We start from the raw sequence: 20,545 nt of genomic DNA, 5'->3' as shown, positions 1-20,545 counted from the left end.
CGGAAAAGTCATCGGTCGTGCGAGAGTGGCTGGTGGAGGTGCCCGATGAACTACAGCTACCTGGTCGCGCTCACCGGTAGCGGCGGAACCGTGCCGCCGGAACTGGGTGTGGTGCGGCGACTGGTGCGACGTGGCCATCGGGTGACGGTGCTGGCGGAGGAATCCCTGGCGGGAGCGGTGGCGGCGACCGGGGCGCGGCTGCGTCCGCGCGCGGGCGCCGGATATGCCCGCGACACCGCCGACGAAATCGATGCCGGGCGACCGGATCTGGTGCTGGCCTCCTTCTTCGCCTTCGGAGCCATGGTCGCCGCGCAGGCCTGCGAGGTGCCGTTCTCGGTGCTGGTGCCCGGCATCTACCCGCTGCCCGTGGAGGGTGGTCCGCCCCCGGGGACCGGTTTCGGGCGGGCGACCGGGCCGCTGGGCCGCTGGCGGGACCGGGTGGTGGGGTCGCTGGTACAGCGGCGCTGGGATGAGGAGCTACTACCCCGGCTCAATACCCTGCGCGCGGACTTCGGGCTGGAACGGCTGGCGCACTATCAGGATCAGGCGCAGCTGGCCCGTCGCCAGCTGGTCTTGTCCAGTGCCGCTTTCGATTTCACCGGTCAGGCCCCGGACGGGGTGCGCTGGGTGGGGCCCATCCTGGACGAACCGGATTGGGCGGGGGAGGAGCCGTGGATCCAGACCGACGGCGGTGAGCCGCTGATCCTGGTGGCGTTGTCCACCACCTTCCAACGCCAAACCGACTGTCTGCAACGGATCGCCGACGCGCTGGCCCTGCTCCCGGTGCGCGGGGTGCTCACCACCGGTCCGGCGATCGAACCGGACGCGATCAACGCGCCCACCAATGTGACCGTCCTGCGGCACGCGCCGCACAGCGCGATCATGCGCCACGCCAGCCTGGTCGTCACCCACGGCGGGCACGGCACCCTGATGAAGTCCTTCGCCGCCGACCTGCCGGTGCTGGTGCTCCCACACGGTCGCGACAATGCCGACAATGCCGCCCGGGTCCGGGCGCACCGCGCGGGAATCGGGCTGCCGCGCACCGCGACCGCGCCGCGCATCGCGCGCGCGGTCCGCCATCTGCTGCGCACCCCCGCCCACTATCGCGCCGCCGCCGAACTCGGCCGCGCCGTCCGCCACGATGCGCGCGGTGCGGCACTGCTGCACGAACTGGAACCCTCCACGGACAATCAGGACCCGGTCGCCGAGCGCATCTTCTCGCTGCGCGAACTCGAATCCTGATGTTTGGCCGAATTTCGCGCATCGCGGACGGGATATGGCTGGCACGCTGGGCTTTCGCGCCTTAGCGTGGGCCGCATGGATTTCATGGCCGTTTTGCGCGAGAAGCTGAATGAGTTCGGGGAGCTGATCACGCCGGAGGCCGATCTGGCCACGCCCGTGCCGAGCTGTGGCGACTGGACCTTCTACGACCTCGCCGACCATGTCGGGCAGGGGAACATGTGGGTGGTGACCGCGATCGCGGAGGGCCACGGCAACTACCAGGGCGAGCCCGCGCCCAAGGACCCGGTCGCCCTGCGTGACTGGTACGACCGGATCGCGAAGACGATGCTCGAATCGCTCGCGGTGGATCCGGCCACCCCGGCCTGGACGTTCACCAGCCAGCTGCCGCGCACCGTCGGGTTCTGGCAGCGCCGCCGCGCCCAGGAGACCCTCATGCACGTGTGGGACGGGCAGGACGCGCTCGGCGTGGCCGAGGAGTTCGAACCGCACCTGGCGGCCGACGGCATCACCGAGGTGTTCGAGCTGTTCGCGCCCCGCATGATCAAGCGTGGCCCGGCCAAGGAGCCGGAGGCCGCGGTCAGCGTGCACACCACCGACACCGGTGACAGCTGGACCTATGGTCCGGGCGCGCCGGTCGCCGAAATCTCCGGCACCGCTTCGGATCTGCTGCTGGCGCTGTGGGGCCGCAAGAGCCTCGACGACGCGGCCCTGACCTGGCAGGGCAACTGGGCGGCGGGCGCTCGGGTGCTGACCGGGCCTCTGGTGCCGTAAACCGTTCCCGGACAAAGAAAAACGGCGAGACGGTGGCTGGTATGGGAACCGCCGTCTCGCCGTCGGCCGCGTTTGCAGGGTCGGCCGAGTCTTGCTACTCCACTTACTCCGCGGCCAGCAGCGAGCCCAGGGCGCGCAGGTGGTCGGTCGCGCCGCCGAGCGCGAACTCGTTGTGCTTGGCGGCGGTGAAGTACTGGTTCACGATGTGGTCGCGGTCGATACCGACGCCGCCGTGCACGTGCACCACGGTGTGGGCGATGCGGTGGCCGGCGTCGGCGGCCCAGAACTTCGCGGTGTGGACCTCCGCGGTGGCGGGGAGGCCCTCGGCCAGCAGCCAGGCCGCCTGCTGCACGGCCAAGCGCACACCCTGGACGTCGATGTAGGCGTCGGCCAACCGCTGGGCCACGGCCTGGAAGCTGCCGATCTTACGGTTGAACTGCTCACGCTCGCGGGCGTAGTCGGCGACCAACTCCAGGCCCTTCTCGACCACGCCGAGCTGGGTGGCGGCCAGGCCGAGCCAGGCCCGCTCGAGCAGCCAGGTGAGGATCTCGCCGCCCTGATCGAGGGTGCCGACCAATTCGGCCGGGGCACCGGAGAATTCGACCTCGGCCGCGGGCGAGCGATCGGTGACGATCTGGTCCTCGACCCGCACCCCGGGGTGCGACGGGTCGACCAGGAAGACGGCGGGGGAGCCGTCGACGCTGGCGGACACCAGGATTCGGGTGGCCTGCGCCGCGAAGGGCACGGTGGTCTTGAGCCCGGTCAGCAGCCAGCCGTTACCCGCGATGGCGGTGGTGACCGGCTTGTCGAGCTCCCAGTTGCGCTCCTCGCTCAGCGCCGCGGTCAGAATGATCTCGCCGGAAGCGGCCTTGGCGGCCAGCTCGCGCTGGGGCGCGGAACCGAACTGCGCGAGCGCGCCCGCACCCAAGACGATCGACCACAGATAAGGCACCGGCGCGACCGACTTGCCGATCTCGCGCAGGATGGCGGTCTGCTCCAGCACGCCGAAGTCGCTGCCGCCCACCGTCTCCGGCAGGGCCGCGGCCAGCACGCCGGTCTCGGCCAGCGAGTTCCACAGCGTGTCGTCGAAGCGTACGGTCGGCTCGCCGTCGGCAGTGACATTCTTGTCGAGTTCACGCAGCCGGTCTGCGGTGACCAGCTTGCCGGTGACCTCGGCGGTGAGGCGGGCCAGATCCTGCTGCGCCTCGGTAAGAGTGAAATCCATGATGGTTACCTTGGTTTCGATTAACGCGCGGCGGCGGGCTGCTTGAGGGCGGTCATGGCGATGATGTCGCGCTGCACCTCGTTGGTGCCGCCGCCGAAGGTGAGGATCAGGCAGGCGCGGTGCATGCGCTCGAGGCGGCCGCGCAACTGCGCACCCTTCGAATCCTGGCGCAGGTAGGCCTGCGGGCCGAGGATCTCCATCAGCGCACGGTAGGACTCGGTGGCCAGTTCGGTGCCGTACACCTTGGTGGCCGAGGCGTCCCACGGGCGCGGCGCGGCGTCCCCGCCCTGGTCGGCGCGCGAGGCGATCTCCCAGTTGGTGAGCTTCAGGTATTCGACCTTGGCGTGGATGCGGGCCAGGCTGATCTGCACCCATTCCTGGTCGATGACCCGGGAGCCGTTGGCGGCCTTGGTATTGCGGGCCCACTCGGTGACCTGCGCGACCGCCAATGCCAGCGGCGCGGAGGAGGTCAGCGCGACGCGCTCGTGGTTGAGCTGGTTGGTGACCAGCGCCCAGCCGCCGTTCTCCGGGCCCACCATGTCGGAGTGCTTGACCCGCACGTCCTGGTAGTAGGTGGCGCTGGTGTCCGGCCCGGCCATGGTGTGCACCGGGGTCCAGGAGAAGCCCTCCGCCGTGGTCGGCAGGATGAACATCGAAATGCCCTTGTGCTTCTTGGCGTTCGGGTCGGTGCGGGCGGCCAGCCAGATGTAGTCGGCGTAGGCGATGAGGGAGGTCCACATCTTCTGGCCGTTGATGATCCAGTCGTCGCCGTCGCGGACCGCGGCGGTGCGCAGCGAGGCCAGGTCGGTGCCGGCGCCCGGCTCCGAGTAGCCGATGGCGAAGTGCAGCTGACCGGCGGCGATCTTGGGCAGGAAGAACTTCTTCTGCTCTTCGGTGCCGTAGTGCATGATCGTCGGCGCGACGGAGTTGATGGTCAGGAACGGCACCGGGGCGCCCGCGATGGCGGCCTCGTCGGTGAAGATCAGCTGATCCATGGTGGACCGGTCCTGGCCGCCGTACTGCTTGGGCCAGCCCAGGGCGAGCCAGCCGTCGCGGCCCATCTCCTCGACGACCTCACGGTAGACATTGCCCTCGCCGTATTCGCCGGTCTGCGCCGAAAGCGCCTGCCGCCGTTCGGGAGTGATGAGCTTGGTGAAATATTCACGTAGCTCGGCACGCAGCTGTTCCTGCTGCGGCGTGTAGGCGATACGCATGCTGTACCTCTGGCCTTCGTTTATCGGTTCAGCCGATCATCGCACGCAACTGAAACATGTTCCAGTATCGGTTCCGGTTAGGGCTACTTTGCTGTTGCACCGCGATCCTGATTGTTAGGCTCGGGCACAACCAGTGGTTAAGGAGAGAAACATGAAGGTCATCGTCGACTTCGATCAGTGTGAAGCCAACGGAATCTGCGTCGGAATCGCCCCTGACGTCTTTGATCTCGATGACGACGACAACCTGTTCGTCAACGAGGCCGAGGTCACCGAGGCCAACCGCCGCGATATCGAGTCGGCCGTCGCCCAGTGCCCCAAGGCTGCTCTGAAGCTGGTCTGAGCGGATGCTTGCCCGCCGGGTGGAACACGTTCTAGAGTCGGCCGCGTGAGCGATTCTGATGTAAGTCTTTCCGGCCGGGTTGCCATCGTCACCGGCGCGGGCGCCGGGCTGGGCCGGGCCGAGGCCCTGGAGCTGGCCCGGGCCGGTGCTTCGGTCATCGTCAACGACCTGACCGAGAACGACGCGGTGAGCGCGACCCTCGCCGACATCCGGGCGCTGGGTGTGAAGGCCGAGTTCGTCGGCGGCAGTATCGCCGAGAGCGCCACCGCGGAGGCGCTGATCCGGACCGCCGAGGAGACCTTCGGCCGGCTGGACATCGTGGTGAACAATGCCGGGATCACCCGGGACAAGATGCTGTTCAACATGTCCGACGCCGACTTCGACGCGGTCGTCGCGGTCCATCTGCGCGGGCACTTCCTGTTGACCCGCAATGCCGCCGCCTACTGGCGCGGTAAGTACAAGGAGACGGGTGCGCCGGTCTACGGGCGCATCATCAACACCTCCTCCGAGGCCGGTCTGCTCGGCCCGGCCGGACAGGCGAATTACGGTGCGGCCAAGGCCGGTATCACCGCACTGACCCTGTCGGCGGCGCGGGCGCTGGAGAGCGTCGGCGTGAAGGCCAATGCCATCGCGCCGCGGGCGCGTACCGCCATGACCGAGCAGGTCTTCTCGGCGGCTCCCGAAGAGGGCCCGGACCCGCTTTCTCCCGATCACGTCGCGCGTCTGGTGGCCTACCTGGCCTCCCCGGCCGCCGAGGCGATCACCGGTCAGCTCTTCGTCGTCTACGGCCCGATGGTGGCCCTGATGGCGGCTCCGGTGGTGGAGAAGCGTTTCGACGCCGAGGGTGAGTTCACCCGCGAGGGTCTCGCCGCGAGCCTGGGCGGTTATTTCGCCGAACGCGGTTCGGACGCTACGTTTTCCGCTTCCTCGCTGAAAGATCTCGGCTGAGGCTTACCTCAGTTTCCCTGCCGGGGTCTGTGCGTTTCTCCAGACACGCCCTCAGACCCCGGGCCTTGCGGTTGATCACGGGTTCGATCGTTGGTAGGAATGGGGATCAACTATGTGTGTCGGCTCACAGTGCGGCATACCCATGACGGTTAGGCTGGCATGAACACGTTCTCGAAACTGGACGCAGGTTCAGAAAGAACGCCAGTTCAAAACCGTCGAAAGCTTCCCGAACCATACGAGAACGTGTTCTAATCTTCGAGCGGGACCGAGATCACATTCAGATCTCGGTTGCTATCGCAAGGCAGGGGCAGGAGGAATAGCGGGAATGAATGAAGTCCTTGCCGTACCGCTGCGGGCGGTCGGAGGGTTCTTCGAACTCGCCGGCGCGGTCGCTCGCGCTGCAGTACGGCCCCCGTTCCAGCGACGGGAATTCATCGATCAGTCCTGGTTCATCGCCCGGGTGTCCATGTTCCCCACCTTGATGGTGGCGATTCCATTCACCGTCCTGGTGAGCTTCACCCTCAATATCCTGCTGCGGGAGATCGGCGCCGCCGACCTTTCCGGTGCCGGCGCCGCATTCGGCACCATCACCCAGATCGGCCCGATGGTCACGGTGCTCATCGTGGCCGGCGCGGGCGCGACCGCCATCTGCGCGGATCTGGGCGCGCGCACCATCCGTGAAGAGATCGATGCCATGAAGGTGCTCGGCATCGATCCGGTTCAGCGCCTTGTGGTTCCGCGTGTACTGGCCTCCATGCTGGTCGCCTTCCTGCTCAACGGTCTGGTGTCGGCCATCGGCATCCTCGGCGGGTTCCTGTTCTCGGTGTTCCTGCAGGGTGTGAACCCGGGCGCGTTCGTCAACGGGCTCACGCTGCTGACCCACCTGCCGGAGCTCGTCATCTCCGAGGTGAAGGCCATGCTGTTCGGACTCGTCGCCGGACTGGTCGCCTGTTACCTGGGCCTGAACGTGAAGGGCGGTCCCAAGAGCGTCGGCGACGCCGTCAACCAGACCGTCGTCTTCGCCTTCATGGCGTTGTTCGTCATTAACGTCGTGGTCACCGCCGCGGGCATCAAGTTCACGGCCCGGTGATCAGATGGCTTTCGTGATCCAAAGTCGTTTCCCGAAGGTAGCCAACCGTTTTCGGCGTTTCACCGAGGCCCTCGACTCGGTCGGCAAGCATGCGGTCTTCTACGCGCGCTCGGTCGGCTCGGTCCCCAAGGCCCTGGTGCACTACCGGACCGAGACCATTCGCCTGATCGCCGAGATCTCCATGGGCACAGGCGCGCTGGCGGTCATCGGCGGCACCGTCGTGATCGTCGGCTTCCTGACGCTCGCGGCCGGCAGCACCATCGCCGTGCAGGGCTACAGCTCGCTCGGCAATATCGGCGTCGAGGCCCTGACCGGCTTCTTCGCCGCCTTCATCAACGTTCGCATTGCGGCGCCGGTGATTTCGGGTATCGGCCTGGCGGCGACGCTGGGGGCGGGTACCACGGCACAATTGGGAGCCATGCGCGTCTCCGAAGAGATCGACGCCCTGGAGGTGATGGCCATCCGGCCCATTCCCTTCCTGGTGGGCACCCGCATGCTGGCGGGCATCATCGCCATCATCCCGTTGTACTCGCTGGCGGTCATCGCCTCGTTCATCGCCTCGCGCTTCTCGACCGTCGTGATCTACGGCCAGTCGGCCGGTGTGTACGACCACTACTTCTCGACCTTCCTGATCCCCAGCGACATCCTCTGGTCCTTCGCCCAGGCGATCTTCATGGCCATGGCCGTCATGCTGATCCACACCTACTACGGCTACAACGCCGCGGGCGGACCGGTCGGTGTCGGTGTGGCGGTAGGCAATGCGGTGCGGGCCTCGCTGATCGCAGTCGTCATGGTGACGCTGCTGATGTCGCTGGCCATTTACGGCACCTCCGGCAATTTCCATCTCTCCGGGTAGGGGCGGGACACACGACATGGTCCAACAGCAAGGCGGCGTGGTGAGCCCGATCGGTTCACCGTTCGTCGAGAAACCGAAGCCCAAGAATTACCTCGAACAGGGGTGGGTGATCCGGCTCGCCGGAGCCGGCCTGGTGCTCAGCATCGTGGCCGCGGTGGCGTTCTGCCTGGTCGCCTTCGCGGGCGGCTTCGACAACACGGTCAAGGTGACAATCGCGTCCCCGCGGGCCGGTCTGGTCATGGACAAGGACGCCAAGGTGAAGATCCGCGGCGTCGAGATCGGCCGCGTCTCCGGCATCACCGACGGGCCGGACGGTGCGCGCATCAACCTCGCTGTCGACCCGGACAAGCTGAAGATGGTGCCCGCCAACGCTTCCGTCGACATCAACTCGACGACGGTGTTCGGCGCCAAGTACGTCAACTTCATCGAACCGCAGAACCCCTCCACCGATTCCCTGAAGCCGGGTGCGGTGGTGCAGGCGGGCGCGGTGACGGTCGAATTCAATACGCTCTTCCAGCATTTGAACGATCTGCTGGCGAAGGTGCAGCCGGAGAAGCTGAACGCCACGCTGACCGCGCTGGGCACCGCCCTGCAGGGTCGCGGCGACAAGCTGGGCCAGCTCATGGTCAACAGCGACGACGTGCTCAAGAGTCTCAATCCGAGCCTGCCCGACCTGCAGCGCGATCTGCAGACCTCGGTCGGCGTCACCAACCTGTACGCCGACGTTGCGCCGGATCTGTTGCGCACCACCGGAAACGTGGCCACCACCGGCGGCACCATCGTCGACGAGAAGGACAACTTCGACAAGGTGCTGCTCAACCTGGTGGGTCTGGCCAACGACACCGGCGGCGTGCTCTCCGACAACGAGAAGGCCCTGGTGGACACTCTCGGCGTGCTGCGCCCGACCACGCAACTGCTCAACGAGTACAGCCCGGCGCTGTACTGCCTGGTCGTCGGCGCGGCCGACGCGCTGCCGGACGGCAACCGGATCTTCGGCGGCGACGGCCCGTGGGTCACGCTGAACGCCGGCTTCATGGGTGGCGGCACGCCGTACTCGTACCCGAAGGATCTGCCGAAGGTGAATGCCACCGGTGGCCCGCACTGCGAGAACATTCTCGACCGGGTGCCGGGCAGCCACTCCAACTACCTCGTCACCGACACCTCCGAGGGCGAGGTGTGGACGCCGCCGACGAGCACCAGCCTCAATGGTCCGCGGGTGTTCCAACTGCTGTTCGGCGATGTTCCGGGGGTGGGCAAGTGAAGTTCAAACCGCATGGCGCCACGGTGAAGCTGAGCATCTTCGCCCTGGTCATGGTGCTGGTGCTGGCCGCGCTCGGGGTGATCTTCAGCGAGATGCGCTTCTCCCGCTCGACCGGATACCACGCGATCTTCAACAGCTCGTCGGGCATCCTGCCCGGTGCGAAGGTGCGCATCGCCGGTGTTCCGGTGGGCTCGGTGAGCCGTGTCTCCGTGGGCAAGGACCATCTGGCGCACGTCGACTTCGACCTCGACCGCCAGTACCGGATCTACTCCGGCACCCAGGCCGCGGTGCGCTACGAGGACCTCGTCGGCAACCGCTACCTGGAACTGATGGACGGGCCGGGCACGGCCCAGGCGCTGGGACAGGGCGCGACGATCCCGCTCGGCCAGACCAAGCCCGCGCTCGATCTGGATCTGTTGCTCGGCGGCATGAAACCGCTACTGCGCGGCCTGAATCCGGACCAGATCAACGATCTGACCGGTGCGCTGCTGCAGGTGTTCCAGGGCCAGGGCGGCACGCTGGTGTCACTGCTCAACAGCGGCGGCTCCTTCAGCAAGACCCTCGCCGACCGGGATGCCCTGATCGGCAGCGTGATCGAGAATCTGAATACGGTGCTCGGCACCATCGACAAGAACAACGCGGACTTCCAGACCACGCTGACCGAATTGCAGCGGTTGGTCAGCGGTCTCGCGGCGGACAAGGATCCGCTCGGTGACGCGCTGCCCCGATTGGCCGGTGCGACAGGTGGTCTCCAGGATCTGCTGATGCAGACCCGCCCGGATCTCAAGGCGGACTTCCAGCAGCTCGGCACGTTGTCGCAGAACCTGGACGACAAGAGCGACGACGTGAACTACGTCCTGAACCTGCTGCCCGAGACCTACAAGAAGCTGATCCGGATCGGGTCCTACGGCTCGTTCCTGAACATGTTCGTCTGTGGTGCTGCCCTTATCGTGGACGCCCCCGGCGGCGGCACCACCCGGATCACCCTGCCGGGCGCTCAGACCACCGGAAGGTGTGCGGCAAAGTGAACCAACAACGCTCACCGCTGATCAATATCGGCGTCATCGGCATCGTGCTGGTGGTCTCGATCTGCTTGACCGCCTTGCAGTTCGACCGGCTGCCGTTCATCCGCTCGGGTGCCGAGCACACCGCTTACTTCGCCGACGCCGGCGGACTCCTGCCCGGCGATCAGGTGCAGGTGGCTGGTGTGAAGTCGGGCAAGGTCGAGGCCGTGTCCCTGGACGGCGCGAAGGTCAAGGTCCGGTTCAGCCTGGACGAGTCGATCGTGCTGGGCACCAAGACCACCGCGGCCATCAAGACCAATACCGTGCTGGGGCGCAAGTCGCTCGAGGTGGTGCCGACCGGTGACGGCGAGCTGCGGGCGGATCAGACGATCCCCTTGGAGCGCACCACTTCTCCGTACTCGCTCACCGACGCCCTCGGCGAGCTGGCGACGGACGTCAAGGGGATGGACACCGACCAGGTCAACAAGACCCTCGACACCCTGTCGGAAGCCTTCAGCGACACACCGGGCCCGCTGCGGTCCGCGCTGGACGGCGTCACCGCGCTCTCACGCAGCCTGAACGCCCGCGACAAGGCGCTCACCGACCTGCTCTCACACGCCCAGAATGTCACCAAGGTGCTGGGCGACCGTGCGCTGCAGATCAATTCGCTGCTGGTCGACGGGAACACCCTGCTCGGGGAGCTGGACGCCCGCCGCTCGGCGCTGAGCCAGCTGATCGTCTACATCAACGGTCTGGCACAGCAGCTGACCGGCTTCGTCAACGACAACCAGGAGCAGCTGAAACCGACGCTGGACAAGCTGAATTCGGTGCTGGCCCTGCTGATCAAGAACAAGGACAACATCGGCAAGGCGGTCGACGAGCTCGGCCCGTTCGAGGCCGCGCTCGGTGAGCAGGTCGGTTCCGGACCGTACTTCCAGGCCTATCTGGCCAACGGCGCGAGCCCGGCCCTGCAGATCCTGGTCGACTCCATGGTCTGGCCGCAGCACCTGCCCGACTCGCTCCAGAACATGCTCAACGGCGCCTTCCAAGTTCAGACCAACCCCCAGGAGCCGCCGCGATGACCGCACTTCGCAAGCTGCCGCGGTGGACCAAACTCACGGCCGTGGCCGTGGTGGTCGCACTGGCCGGGTGGCTGGTCTACGGATTCGCCTCCGATATCGGCAAGAAGCACATCACCGCGTACTTCCCCTCGACCAACGGCCTCTACGCCGGTGACGAGATCCGGGTACTGGGCGTGAAGGTCGGCCGCATCGATTCCATCGATCCCGGCAAGGACCGGGTGACCGTGAAGCTGACGGTCGACCGCGGTGTCGACGTTCCGTCCGACGCCAAGGCCGTCATCATCTCGCCGTCGCTGGTGTCGGCGCGCTTCATTCAGCTCGCGCCCGCCTACACCGGGGGCGCGAAGATGGGCGACGGTGCGTCGATTCCCGTGGAGCGCACCGCCGTTCCGGTGGAATGGGATGACATCAAGGCCGAGCTGACCAAGCTGTCCACCGCGCTCGGCCCGATCGGCGAGGACAAGCAGGGCTCCTTCGGCCGGGCGATCAATACCGCCGCCGACAACCTCGGCAATGGCAATGCCCAGGCCTTCCGCGACACGCTGAAAGAGTTGTCCAGCACGCTGAGCACGCTCTCCGATGGTCGCACCGATCTGTTCGGCACCATTCAGAACTTGCAGAAGTTCGTCGATGTGCTGTCCAAGTCCAACGATCAGATCGTGCAGTTCGGCGGCCGGTTGGCCTCGGTCTCCTCGGTGCTCGCCAGCGTCTCGACCGATCTCGGTTCGGGCCTGGACAACCTCGATTCGGCCATCGGCGATGTGAAGCGCTTCCTCGACGAGCGCGGGGGCGCGCTGACCGAGAGCGTGCAGAAGCTGTCCGACGCCACCCAGGTCCTGGCGGACAAGAAGCCTGAGCTGGAACGGATCATGCATTCCGCTCCGACCGCGCTGGCGAACTTCTACCAGCTCTACAAGCCCGCTCAGGGCACGCTGACCGGCGCGCTGGGCGCGCCGAACTTCGCGAACCCGACCGCATTCCTGTGCGGCGGTGTCGAAGCCGACCCGGTCAACGACTCGGCGCACAGCGCCGAGTTGTGCAGGCAGTATCTGGCGCCGGTCATCCAATCGCTGATGATGAATTACCCGCCGCTGCTGGTGAATCCGGCGACCGAGCAGAACGCGTTCCCGAATCAGCTCACCTACAGCACGCCGGATCTGGCCAACCAGACGCCCGCGGCCGACGGTGCGCCGGTGGCCTCGCCCAAGTCCCTCGCCGATCTGCTGACTGGAGGTGGGCGATGACCAGCCGCCGACGAATTCGCCTGGCGGGAACCGCGATCAGCCTGGTCGCGGTGTTCGGAGTGGGCGGTTGTTCCTGGGACGGGCTCAACTCGGTGTCCATGCCGGGTGCGCCGGGCACCGGAGCGGGCGCCTGGCACGTTCGCGTCCAGATGCCGAATGTGACCACCCTGACCCGTAATTCGCCGGTCATGGTGAACGACGTGGCGGTCGGCTCGGTCACCGGTATCGAGGTCGAGGGCTGGCACGCCCTGGTCACCCTCTCCCTGAACAAGGGAGTCACGTTGCCCGCCAACGCCATCGCGCGCATCGGGCAGACCAGTCTGCTGGGCTCCAACCACGTGGAGCTCGCCGCACCGACCGATCTGCCGGCGCAGGGCCGTTTGCAGGACGGGGACCTGATCCCGCTCGACCGGGCCGGGGCCTACCCGACCACCGAGCAGACGCTGTCCTCACTGTCGGTGGTGCTCAACGGCGGTGGCATCTCCCAGGTGGAGACGATCACCAAGGAACTCGACGCGACCTTCAAGAACCGCACCGATTCCATCCGGGATCTGCTGCCGCAGTTGAATCAACTGACCACCACCCTGGACAAGCAGACGGCCGACATCATCGCCGCCATGAGCGGGCTGGACCGGTTCGCCGGAGTGTTCGCGCAGCAGAAGGACGATGTCACCAAGGCCATCACCCAGATCCACCCGGCGCTGACCGTGCTCGCCGATCGCCGCGAGAACATCACCAAAACCATTACGGCACTGGGTGGTTTGAGCGACACCGTGCAGAAGGTCATCGACCAGGGCGGCGACAACCTCAAGGCGGACCTGGCCAACCTGGAGCCCGCGCTGCAATCGCTGGCCTCGACCGGCGGCAAACTCGCCGATTCGCTGCAGTGGCTGCTGTCGTTCCCGTTCCCGATCAAGAACATCGACAAGGTCATCAGGGGCGACTACATGAACCTGTTCATGACCGTCGACCTCACCGGTGCCCGGCTGGACTCGAACTTCCTCACCGGCACGCCGCTGGGCGGCAGCCTGGGCGGCGCCCAGGCCACCCTCGGCACCGGCATCACCGGCGGCAAGACCCCGCAGGGTATCGGCGATCCGCTCACCGATCCGCTGAAGACCGCGCCGCCGACGACCACACCGACCCCGAGTATCGCTGGGCTGCCGCCGATTCCGGGTCTGCCGGCCATTCCGGGCCTGACCGTGCCCGCACAGCAAGGGGGTGACGGGAAGTGAAGCTCACCAAGTTCGTCAAGGTACAGCTGGCCATCTTCTCGGTGCTGACCGTGATCGGTCTGACCGTCATGGGCGGCGACTACGTGAAGCTCCCGGCCATGCTGGGTATCGGAAGGTACGGCGTCACCGTGCAATTGGCCGCTACCGGCGGCCTCTACCCGACCGCCAACGTGGCCTACCGCGGCACCAATATCGGCAAGGTGGAGGACGTCAAACTCACCCCGGCCGGTGTGGACGCCAAGCTCTCCATCGACAGCGACTACAAGATCCCCTCCGATGTGACCGCCTACGTGAAGAGCGTGTCGGCCATCGGCGAGCAGTTCGTGGATCTGGTCCCGGTCGACAACCCCAAGGGCGGCAACCTGCACGACGGCTCGGTCATCCCGGTGGAGCAGACCAAGCTGCCGCAGGACGTCGGAGCCATGCTCGATCAGGCCGACCGGCTGCTGTCCACCGTGGCGGACACCAAGCTGCAAGAGGTCATCAACGACGCCTTCGTCGCCTTCAACGGCGCGGGCCCGGATCTGCAGCGCTTCATCGACTCGGCGTCGCTGCTGGTGCAGTCGGCCAAGGACAACACCGACGCCACCAAAGACCTGCTGGACAAGATCGGCCCGCTGCTCGACACCCAGAACCAGACCTCGGACGACGTCCGGACCTGGACCAAGGATCTCGCCGCCGTCACCGACCAACTGCGCGAACATGATCCGTCGCTGAAGGCGATCCTGCAGCAGACGCCGTCCACCCTGCAGAAGGTGAACTCGACCTTCCAGGATCTGAAGCCGACCCTGCCGATCATGCTCGCCAATATGCTCAGCGTCGGACAGGTCGGGCTCACCTATCACGCCGGGCTCGAACAGATCCTGGTCCTGTATCCGCCGCTGCTGTCGGGTCTGCTGACCGCCATTCGCGGGCCGGTGCAGTACGGCGCCATGGTCGACTTCATGCTCGGCCTCAACGATCCGCCGGGTTGCACCACCGGCTTCCTGCCGGCGTCGGAGCGACGCTCACCCGCCGACCTCTCGCCGATCGAAACCCCGGCCAACCTGTATTGCAAGGTGCCGCAGAACGCGAAGGAAGCGGTACGCGGAATCCGCAACACTCCGTGTGTCGATGTGCCGGGCAAACGCGCGCCGACTCCCGAGCTCTGCCACGATCCCAACGGCTACCAGCCCGAGGGCGACAACCCGCCGTTCGGTCAGCCGAACAAGGTGGACAACAACGGGCAGCCGCTGGACAAGCTGCTCGGCAACCAGAAGGCACCCTTCATCGCACACGAGGATCCGGGCACCGGTACCTTCGTCGGACCTGATGGTCACGTGTACCGTCGGGGAGACGTCAATGCAGATGGTTCCACCAAGGTGCCGTCGAGCTGGCAACAGCTGCTTCAGGAGCCAACGCCATGAGCGAAACCCCAGCAAATCGAAACCGCACGCGGCGACGCGTCGTCCGGCAGGCGGGCCCGCCCGTCGAGGACGACGCCACGGGCATCGAGGTCCAGCAGACCTCGCTCCCCGTGGTGAGCCCGGAGCCGGCGGTCTCGGTCAGCAAAGTGGTCGCGGATGTCGAGGCGGTCGCGGAGGTCGAGGAGGTCGCGGATGACGCGCCCGCCGCCGAATCCGTCACCGCCGAGCCGGAATTCGTGGTCGCGGTGGTCGAGGACGAGGCCCCGGCCGAGTCCATCGGGGTGCACGCCGACAGTTCCGCCGACACGCCCGCCGAATCCGAAGGCCGCGAACCGAAGTCGGCGTTCGGGCGGGCGCGGGTCGCGCTAGGCCGGGTCGGCTCGATCGCCGCGGTGGTCGCCCTGATCTCCACGCTGGTGCTGATCGGTTCGGGCGGCGTCTTCTACTACCACCAGCAGCACGCCGACGACCTGGCCGCGCGGCGCGCCGAATACGTCCAGGTCGCCAAGCAGGCGTACCTGGACATGGTCACCGTCAAGGCCGACAGCGCCGGGCCCGACCTGGACCGGCTGTTCGCGGTCGCGGGCGGCGGCCTCAAGGACGACCTCGCTGCCAACAAGGACAGCTACAAGAAGGTCTTCGAGCAGATGAAGGTGCAGTCCTCCGGCAAGATCATCTCCGCCGCCATCGAGAGCGACAGCGCCGATTCCGCCAAGGTGCTGCTGCTGGCCCAGCAGACCGTGTCCAATGCCGCGTCCAACGGTCCGATGCAGAAGGACTACCGCTTCCGGGTGACCGTGAACCGCAACAGCAGCGGCACCGTGACCGCCTCGTCCTGGGAGCTCGTGCCGTGAAGATCAATGCCCGTTCCATCATGATCGCCGTCGCCGGCGTGCTCCTCGTCGCCGCCGTGGCGGTGGGATCACTTGTCGCCGACCGCTTCTGGTCCGACCGTACCGCCGAACGAAATCGCGCTTCCGCAGCCGATTTCGCACGGGACACGGTCGAGGACCTGTTCACCTACAACTACGACTCGGCCGAGAAGGAACTCCCGAAGGTCGCCGAACGGTTGTCCGGCGCCTACCGCGATTCCTATATGCAGGTCATCAACGAGCAGGCCATCCCGGCAGCCAAGGAGAAGAAGCTCGACGTCCAGACCGTCGTGCAGGCGACCGGCGTCATCGACTCGACTCGCGACACCGCGACCGTGCTGGTGATTGCGGATCAGCGCTTCTCGAGCACCGATTCGGGCAAGGAAACCCTCGCCAGCGACCGTTTGCAGGTGAAGCTCACCAAGCACGACGACAGCTGGCTGGTCTCCGACATCAAGACCGTCTGAGGCCTCCCACGGTCTCGAATTCCTGAAACCCGACCGCCCACCGCGTGATTCGCGGTGGGCGGTCGGCTGGTACCCGGGTGTAACTCGTTCTAGGCTGCTGGGCAGAACCTCAGGATCCCCAGCACAGTCAGGATCGCACCGTGGGTAGCAAATCGATGCCGTGGACTGCGGCCGATATTCCGGATCTCAACGGGCGCACCGCGATTGTGACGGGGTGCAGTGGCGGGCTCGGGCTCGAGACGGCGCGGCGGTTGGCCGAGCACGGGGCGCGGGTGGTGATGGCGTGCCGGAATGCTGAAAGGGCCGCGGCGGCAGCGGAATCCATTCGGGAGACCGCGCCGGGGGCCGAATTGCCGTTCGTGGAGCTGGATGTCGCCTCGCTTGCATCGGTGCGTAAGGCGGCGGGGCGGATTCGTGACGACTTCGAGCGGATCGATTTGCTGATCAACAATGCCGGGACGCTCAGCCGGGAGCGGAGAGTCACCCTCGATGGCTTCGAAACAACCTTCGGCACAAACCATCTGGGGCCCTTCGCCTTCACCGGGCTGCTGCTGGATCTCTTGCGGGCCGCGCCGCACGGGCGGATCGTCACGGTCACCAGCGGGGTGCCCGCGCAGCAGGGGACCTGGCTCGGGCTCGACGATCTGACCTACGAGCGGCGCAAGTACAAGGGCTATCCGGCCTACGCGCAGTCCAAGCAGGCCAATGCCCTGTTCGCGCTGGAATTGCAGCGTCGGTTGAACGGCACCGGGGGCGAACTGATCTCGGTGCTGGTGCATCCGGGGGCCGCCGAATCCGACTTCGCCCAGAACTTCGGCCCGGTGGTCACCTTCCTGTCCCGGCCTCCGCTCAACCGGGTGTTCCGGATCGTCATGCAGAGCGTCGAAATGGGTGCGCTGCCCACCCTGCGCGCCGCCACCGACCCCGGTGTGCGCGGCGGTGACTTCTACGGGCCCACCGGCACCACCAAGGGCCACCCGGTGCCCAACGAGGCGAGCGCGCAGACCCGTGATCCGCGACTGGCCGCGGCGCTGTGGGACGAATCCGAACGACTCACCGGCGTCACCTACAACTTCGGCGAATAGTCCCGAAACGACGAACGCCCCCGGAATCGTCCGGGGGCGTTCGTGTTTCGCCGAATCAGCGACTCAGATCCGGATCCACATCGTCATCGGTGAGCAGTGCGCTGCCCGCGACCCGATCGGTGGCCAGCGCGTCGAGGAAGGCGCGCGCCCAGCGGTCCACATCGTGGGTCAGCACCTGCCGCCGCAGCGAACGCATGCGCCGGCGACGGGTGTCGCGGTCATCGTCGATCGCGCCGATCAGGGCATCCTTGACACTGTCGAGGTCATGCGGATTGCACAGGTAGGCCTGCCGCAATTCCGCTGCCGCACCGGTGAATTCGCTCAGCACCAGCGCGCCGTTGAGGCCGCCCTGACAGGCCACGTACTCCTTGGCGACCAGGTTCATGCCGTCGCGCAGCGGCGTCACCACCATGACATCGGCGGCCACGAAGAACGAGAGCAGTTCATCGCGCGGGATCGGCCGGTGCAGATAGTGCACGACCGGATAGCCCACCCGGGAGAACTCGCCGTTGATCCGCCCCACCTGACGCTCGATATCCCCGCGCATCTGGATGTACGAATCGACCCGCTCGCGGCTCGGCGTCGCCAACTGCACCATCACCGTGTCCGCCGGATCGATGCGGCCCTCGTGCAGCAACTCCTCCAGCGCGGCGAGCCGGATATCGATGCCCTTGGTGTAGTCCAAGCGGTCGACGCCCAGCAGGATCGTCTTCGGATTACCCAGCTCCGCACGGATTTTCGCGGCCCGCTCGCGGACGTCGCGACGCCGTGAGAACTCGTCCAGCTCCGTGGAGGTGATCGAGATCGGGAACGCGCCCACCCGTACGGTGCGGAAACCCACCTGCACCACACCGAGTTTCGAACGCACGCCGATATTGCCGCGCGAAGTCGGTTGCCCCGCCAGCCTTCTGGCCAGATACAGGAAGTTCTGCGCGCCACCCGGCAGATGGAAGCCGATCAGATCCGCGCCCAGCAGACCCTCGACGATCTCTGTGCGCCAAGGCATCTGCATGAACAGTTCCACCGGCGGGAACGGAATGTGCAGGAAGAAGCCGATGGTCAGATCCGGGCGCAGCATGCGCAGCATCTTGGGTACCAGCTGCAGCTGGTAATCCTGCACCCAGACCGTCGCCCCCTCCGCCGCCACCTTCGCGGTGTACTCGGCGAAACGGCGATTCACCTGCACGTACGCCTGCCACCACTGCCGGTCGTAGACGGGCCGCACGATCACGTCGTGATACAGCGGCCACAGCGTCGCGTTGGAGAAACCCTCGTAGTAGTCGGCGACCTCATCACCGGAGAGCGGGACCGGATGCAGTTCCAGGCCGTCCTCGATGATCGGATCCAGCTCGACGTCCGGAACCCCCGCCCAGCCGACCCACGCCCCCTTGTTGTTGCGCAGCACCGGTTCCAGGGCCGTCACCAGGCCGCCGGGACTGCGCTTCCAGCGGGTGCTGCCATCGGGTAGTCGCTCCAGGTCGACCGGTAGGCGGTTGGCGACGACGACGAATCCGGAACCGGAGCTGTCCGGGTGCACGGCCCTATTCGCCTCGCGTCGGAGCGATGCCCAGCATCGACAGCAGCATGCGGCACTCGTCGGCGTCCGTCGCGTACGCGGCTACCACCTTCTGCGCCTGACGAGCGGTTTCGTCGGCGAGCGGCTCCAGATCGTCGTCCGCGATGTCGTTCGCGCCGGTCTTCGCGGCCATATCGATGTCCTCTCGGGGAAGTCTGCTCTCTTCGAGGGCTCCATCGTATCTGCCAGGAAAGTCGAGCCCGTCCGCTGCTCGTATTGCGAGCCCGAACCGCAATGGTCACGGGGCGAAACATTCGGGTCCCCGATAGCTATACGGTGGACGAACGTATGAGTCGTAATACCTGATGAAGGGACCCAGCATGCCGTTGGCCACGGTGAACGGAATCTCACTGAACTACCAGGTCAAGGGAGACCGGTCACGCGGAACCGACGTCAAGGGGTCCGCGCCGCTGGTCGTCATGATCATGGGCACCGGCAGCGGCGGCCGGGTGTGGGAGCTGCATCAGGTGCCCGCGCTGGTGGCCGCCGGATACCGGGTCTGCACCTTCGACAATCGCGGCATCGCACCGTCCTTCGAGGCGGCCGGCGGCATGACCATCGACGATCTGGTCCGCGACACCGCCGCCCTCATCGAATTCCTGGGCGAGGGACCGGCTTTGGTGGTCGGGCAGTCCATGGGCTCGCGGGTCGCGCAGGAACTCGCGCTGGCCCGGCCCGATCTGGTCCGCAAGGCCGTCTTCATGGCCGGACACGCCCGGCTCGACCAGTTCCAGAAGACGCTCTCGCTCGGCGAACACGAATTCGACGCCTCCGGGATGCGGCTGCCCGCGAAATACGAGGCCGCCATCACCGCTCTGATGAACCTGAGCCCGGCCACCATGGCCGACACGCACGCCGCGCGCGACTGGCTGGACCTGTTCGAATTCACCGGTGGCCCGGCCACTCCCGGCATCCGCGCCCAGCGCCGCATGGACCACGACTTCGATCGCACCGCCGCCTACCGGGGTATCAAGGTCCCGTGCCTGTCCATGGGCTTCGCCGATGACCGCATGATTCCGCCCTACCTTTCCCGCGAGGTCGCGGATATCATTCCGGGAGCCCGCTACCAGGAGGTTCCCGACGCCGGGCACTTCGGCTATCTCGAGCAGCCGGAAGCCGTCAACAAGATCCTGCTCGAATTCTTCGCGTCCTGAACGCCCTGCCTATTCAACGAAGTGCAGGTAACCGCCCAGCGGTAACACCTGCCTTGCTAGGGTCGAATCAACGTCGGGGGCTCGTTCCATCACTGCGGTGACTGGACGATCCGTCTACGTACTCCGTACACAGCGCCAGTATCCAGTGAGGTGAAATGAGCACCAATCCCTTCGATGACGAAGACGGCCGGTTCTTCGTCCTGGTCAACGATGAGGAACAGCACTCCCTGTGGCCCGCCTTCGCCGAGGTTCCGGCGGGTTGGCGAGTCGTCTTCGGCGAGGACAGTCGCGCCGCGTGCGTCGAGTATGTCGAGAAGAACTGGACGGATATGCGTCCCAAGAGCCTGCGTGACGCCATGGCGGCGGACGACGCGGCACGTCAGGCGGCGCAGTCCTGACACCCTGCGGTTAGTCCGATACTGCGCGAACGGCTTCCGAACGCGGCCGGGTGAGGCAACCAGCCTCGACCGGCC

21 protein-coding genes are annotated in these 20,545 nt (G+C 66.5%); 17 read left to right on the top strand and 4 right to left on the bottom strand.

Going from position 1 to position 20,545, the window contains the following annotated elements; all coding sequences use genetic code 11:
* The first annotated feature begins 45 nt into the window (after positions 1-45).
* Positions 46-1,242, top strand: coding sequence for a glycosyltransferase (locus tag ACFXHA_RS08680; RefSeq protein WP_379354424.1), 1,197 nt, complete (start codon positions 46-48; stop codon positions 1,240-1,242).
* A gap of 75 nt (positions 1,243-1,317) precedes the next feature.
* A complete protein-coding gene (locus tag ACFXHA_RS08675; RefSeq protein WP_379354422.1) occupies positions 1,318-2,013 on the top strand; it encodes a maleylpyruvate isomerase family mycothiol-dependent enzyme in 696 nt (231 codons plus the stop codon).
* A gap of 103 nt (positions 2,014-2,116) precedes the next feature.
* Here the strand turns inward: ACFXHA_RS08675 and ACFXHA_RS08670 are convergent, their stop codons facing one another.
* Both ACFXHA_RS08670 and ACFXHA_RS08665 read right to left on the bottom strand, forming a co-directional pair.
* On the bottom strand, positions 2,117-3,238 hold the full coding sequence (locus ACFXHA_RS08670; protein ID WP_379354420.1) for an acyl-CoA dehydrogenase family protein: 1,122 nt from the start codon (positions 3,236-3,238) through the stop codon (positions 2,117-2,119).
* A 20-nt stretch (positions 3,239-3,258) separates the two neighbouring features.
* A complete protein-coding gene (locus tag ACFXHA_RS08665) occupies positions 3,259-4,452 on the bottom strand; it encodes an acyl-CoA dehydrogenase family protein (RefSeq protein ID WP_379354418.1) in 1,194 nt (397 codons plus the stop codon).
* Positions 4,453-4,603: 151 nt separating this feature from the next.
* Here ACFXHA_RS08665 and ACFXHA_RS08660 point away from each other — a divergent pair, with 151 nt between their 5' ends.
* The 13 genes from ACFXHA_RS08660 (at position 4,604) to ACFXHA_RS08600 (ending at position 17,342) form a co-directional block, all read left to right on the top strand.
* A complete protein-coding gene (locus ACFXHA_RS08660; RefSeq protein WP_040803134.1) occupies positions 4,604-4,792 on the top strand; it encodes a ferredoxin in 189 nt (62 codons plus the stop codon).
* A 45-nt stretch (positions 4,793-4,837) separates the two neighbouring features.
* Positions 4,838-5,740: a 3-oxoacyl-ACP reductase gene (locus ACFXHA_RS08655; RefSeq protein ID WP_379354416.1), complete on the top strand. Its 903-nt coding sequence runs from the start codon at positions 4,838-4,840 to the stop codon at positions 5,738-5,740.
* Positions 5,741-6,065: 325 nt separating this feature from the next.
* Positions 6,066-6,830, top strand: a complete 765-nt coding sequence (locus tag ACFXHA_RS08650) for an MlaE family ABC transporter permease (RefSeq protein ID WP_379354414.1) — start codon at positions 6,066-6,068, stop codon at positions 6,828-6,830.
* Positions 6,831-6,834: 4 nt separating this feature from the next.
* Positions 6,835-7,686 (top strand): MlaE family ABC transporter permease, encoded by an 852-nt coding sequence (locus ACFXHA_RS08645; RefSeq protein WP_379354412.1) that lies wholly within the window; start codon positions 6,835-6,837, stop codon positions 7,684-7,686.
* 16 nt (positions 7,687-7,702) lie between these two features.
* Positions 7,703-8,947 (top strand): MCE family protein, encoded by a 1,245-nt coding sequence (locus tag ACFXHA_RS08640; RefSeq protein ID WP_379354410.1) that lies wholly within the window; start codon positions 7,703-7,705, stop codon positions 8,945-8,947.
* On the top strand, positions 8,944-9,975 hold the full coding sequence (locus ACFXHA_RS08635) for an MCE family protein (protein ID WP_379354408.1): 1,032 nt from the start codon (positions 8,944-8,946) through the stop codon (positions 9,973-9,975). The genes ACFXHA_RS08640 and ACFXHA_RS08635 overlap by 4 nt, the downstream gene beginning before the upstream one ends.
* Entirely contained in the window at positions 9,972-11,033 is a 1,062-nt protein-coding gene (locus tag ACFXHA_RS08630) for an MCE family protein (RefSeq protein WP_379354406.1), read from the top strand. The genes ACFXHA_RS08635 and ACFXHA_RS08630 overlap by 4 nt, the downstream gene beginning before the upstream one ends.
* Positions 11,030-12,277, top strand: a complete 1,248-nt coding sequence (locus ACFXHA_RS08625) for an MCE family protein (protein WP_379354404.1) — start codon at positions 11,030-11,032, stop codon at positions 12,275-12,277. Before ACFXHA_RS08630 ends, ACFXHA_RS08625 begins: the two co-directional genes overlap by 4 nt.
* The gene (locus tag ACFXHA_RS08620; protein WP_379354402.1) at positions 12,274-13,512 is read left to right on the top strand and encodes an MCE family protein; all 1,239 of its coding nucleotides are present in this window, start codon (positions 12,274-12,276) and stop codon (positions 13,510-13,512) included. Before ACFXHA_RS08625 ends, ACFXHA_RS08620 begins: the two co-directional genes overlap by 4 nt.
* Positions 13,509-14,918, top strand: a complete 1,410-nt coding sequence (locus ACFXHA_RS08615) for an MCE family protein (RefSeq protein WP_379354401.1) — start codon at positions 13,509-13,511, stop codon at positions 14,916-14,918. The genes ACFXHA_RS08620 and ACFXHA_RS08615 overlap by 4 nt, the downstream gene beginning before the upstream one ends.
* On the top strand, positions 14,915-15,772 hold the full coding sequence (locus ACFXHA_RS08610) for a hypothetical protein (RefSeq protein WP_379354399.1): 858 nt from the start codon (positions 14,915-14,917) through the stop codon (positions 15,770-15,772). The genes ACFXHA_RS08615 and ACFXHA_RS08610 overlap by 4 nt, the downstream gene beginning before the upstream one ends.
* On the top strand, positions 15,769-16,257 hold the full coding sequence (locus ACFXHA_RS08605; protein WP_379354397.1) for a h domain protein: 489 nt from the start codon (positions 15,769-15,771) through the stop codon (positions 16,255-16,257). Before ACFXHA_RS08610 ends, ACFXHA_RS08605 begins: the two co-directional genes overlap by 4 nt.
* A 155-nt stretch (positions 16,258-16,412) precedes the next feature.
* Positions 16,413-17,342, top strand: a complete 930-nt coding sequence (locus ACFXHA_RS08600; protein ID WP_379355015.1) for an oxidoreductase — start codon at positions 16,413-16,415, stop codon at positions 17,340-17,342.
* Positions 17,343-17,397: 55 nt separating this feature from the next.
* Here the strand turns inward: ACFXHA_RS08600 and ACFXHA_RS08595 are convergent, their stop codons facing one another.
* Both ACFXHA_RS08595 and ACFXHA_RS08590 read right to left on the bottom strand, forming a co-directional pair.
* On the bottom strand, positions 17,398-18,879 hold the full coding sequence (locus ACFXHA_RS08595; protein WP_379354395.1) for a trehalose-6-phosphate synthase: 1,482 nt from the start codon (positions 18,877-18,879) through the stop codon (positions 17,398-17,400).
* A 4-nt stretch (positions 18,880-18,883) separates the two neighbouring features.
* Positions 18,884-19,051: a hypothetical protein gene (locus ACFXHA_RS08590; RefSeq protein ID WP_379354393.1), complete on the bottom strand. Its 168-nt coding sequence runs from the start codon at positions 19,049-19,051 to the stop codon at positions 18,884-18,886.
* A gap of 187 nt (positions 19,052-19,238) precedes the next feature.
* On the opposite strand from ACFXHA_RS08590, the gene ACFXHA_RS08585 reads away from it, so the two are divergent.
* Positions 19,239-20,072 carry an alpha/beta fold hydrolase gene (locus ACFXHA_RS08585; RefSeq protein WP_379354391.1) on the top strand — a complete coding sequence of 278 codons (834 nt, stop codon included), beginning with the start codon at positions 19,239-19,241 and terminating at the stop codon, positions 20,070-20,072.
* Positions 20,073-20,227: 155 nt separating this feature from the next.
* On the top strand, positions 20,228-20,470 hold the full coding sequence (locus ACFXHA_RS08580; protein ID WP_019931522.1) for an MbtH family protein: 243 nt from the start codon (positions 20,228-20,230) through the stop codon (positions 20,468-20,470).
* Positions 20,471-20,545 lie beyond the last annotated feature (75 nt).

The sequence above is a fragment of the Nocardia sp. NPDC059240 genome (assembly GCF_042753865.1).
Lineage (GTDB): Bacteria > Actinomycetota > Actinomycetes > Mycobacteriales > Mycobacteriaceae > Nocardia.
Note: the sequence above shows the minus strand (reverse complement) of the source record. Positions and strands in the feature narration are given on the sequence as shown.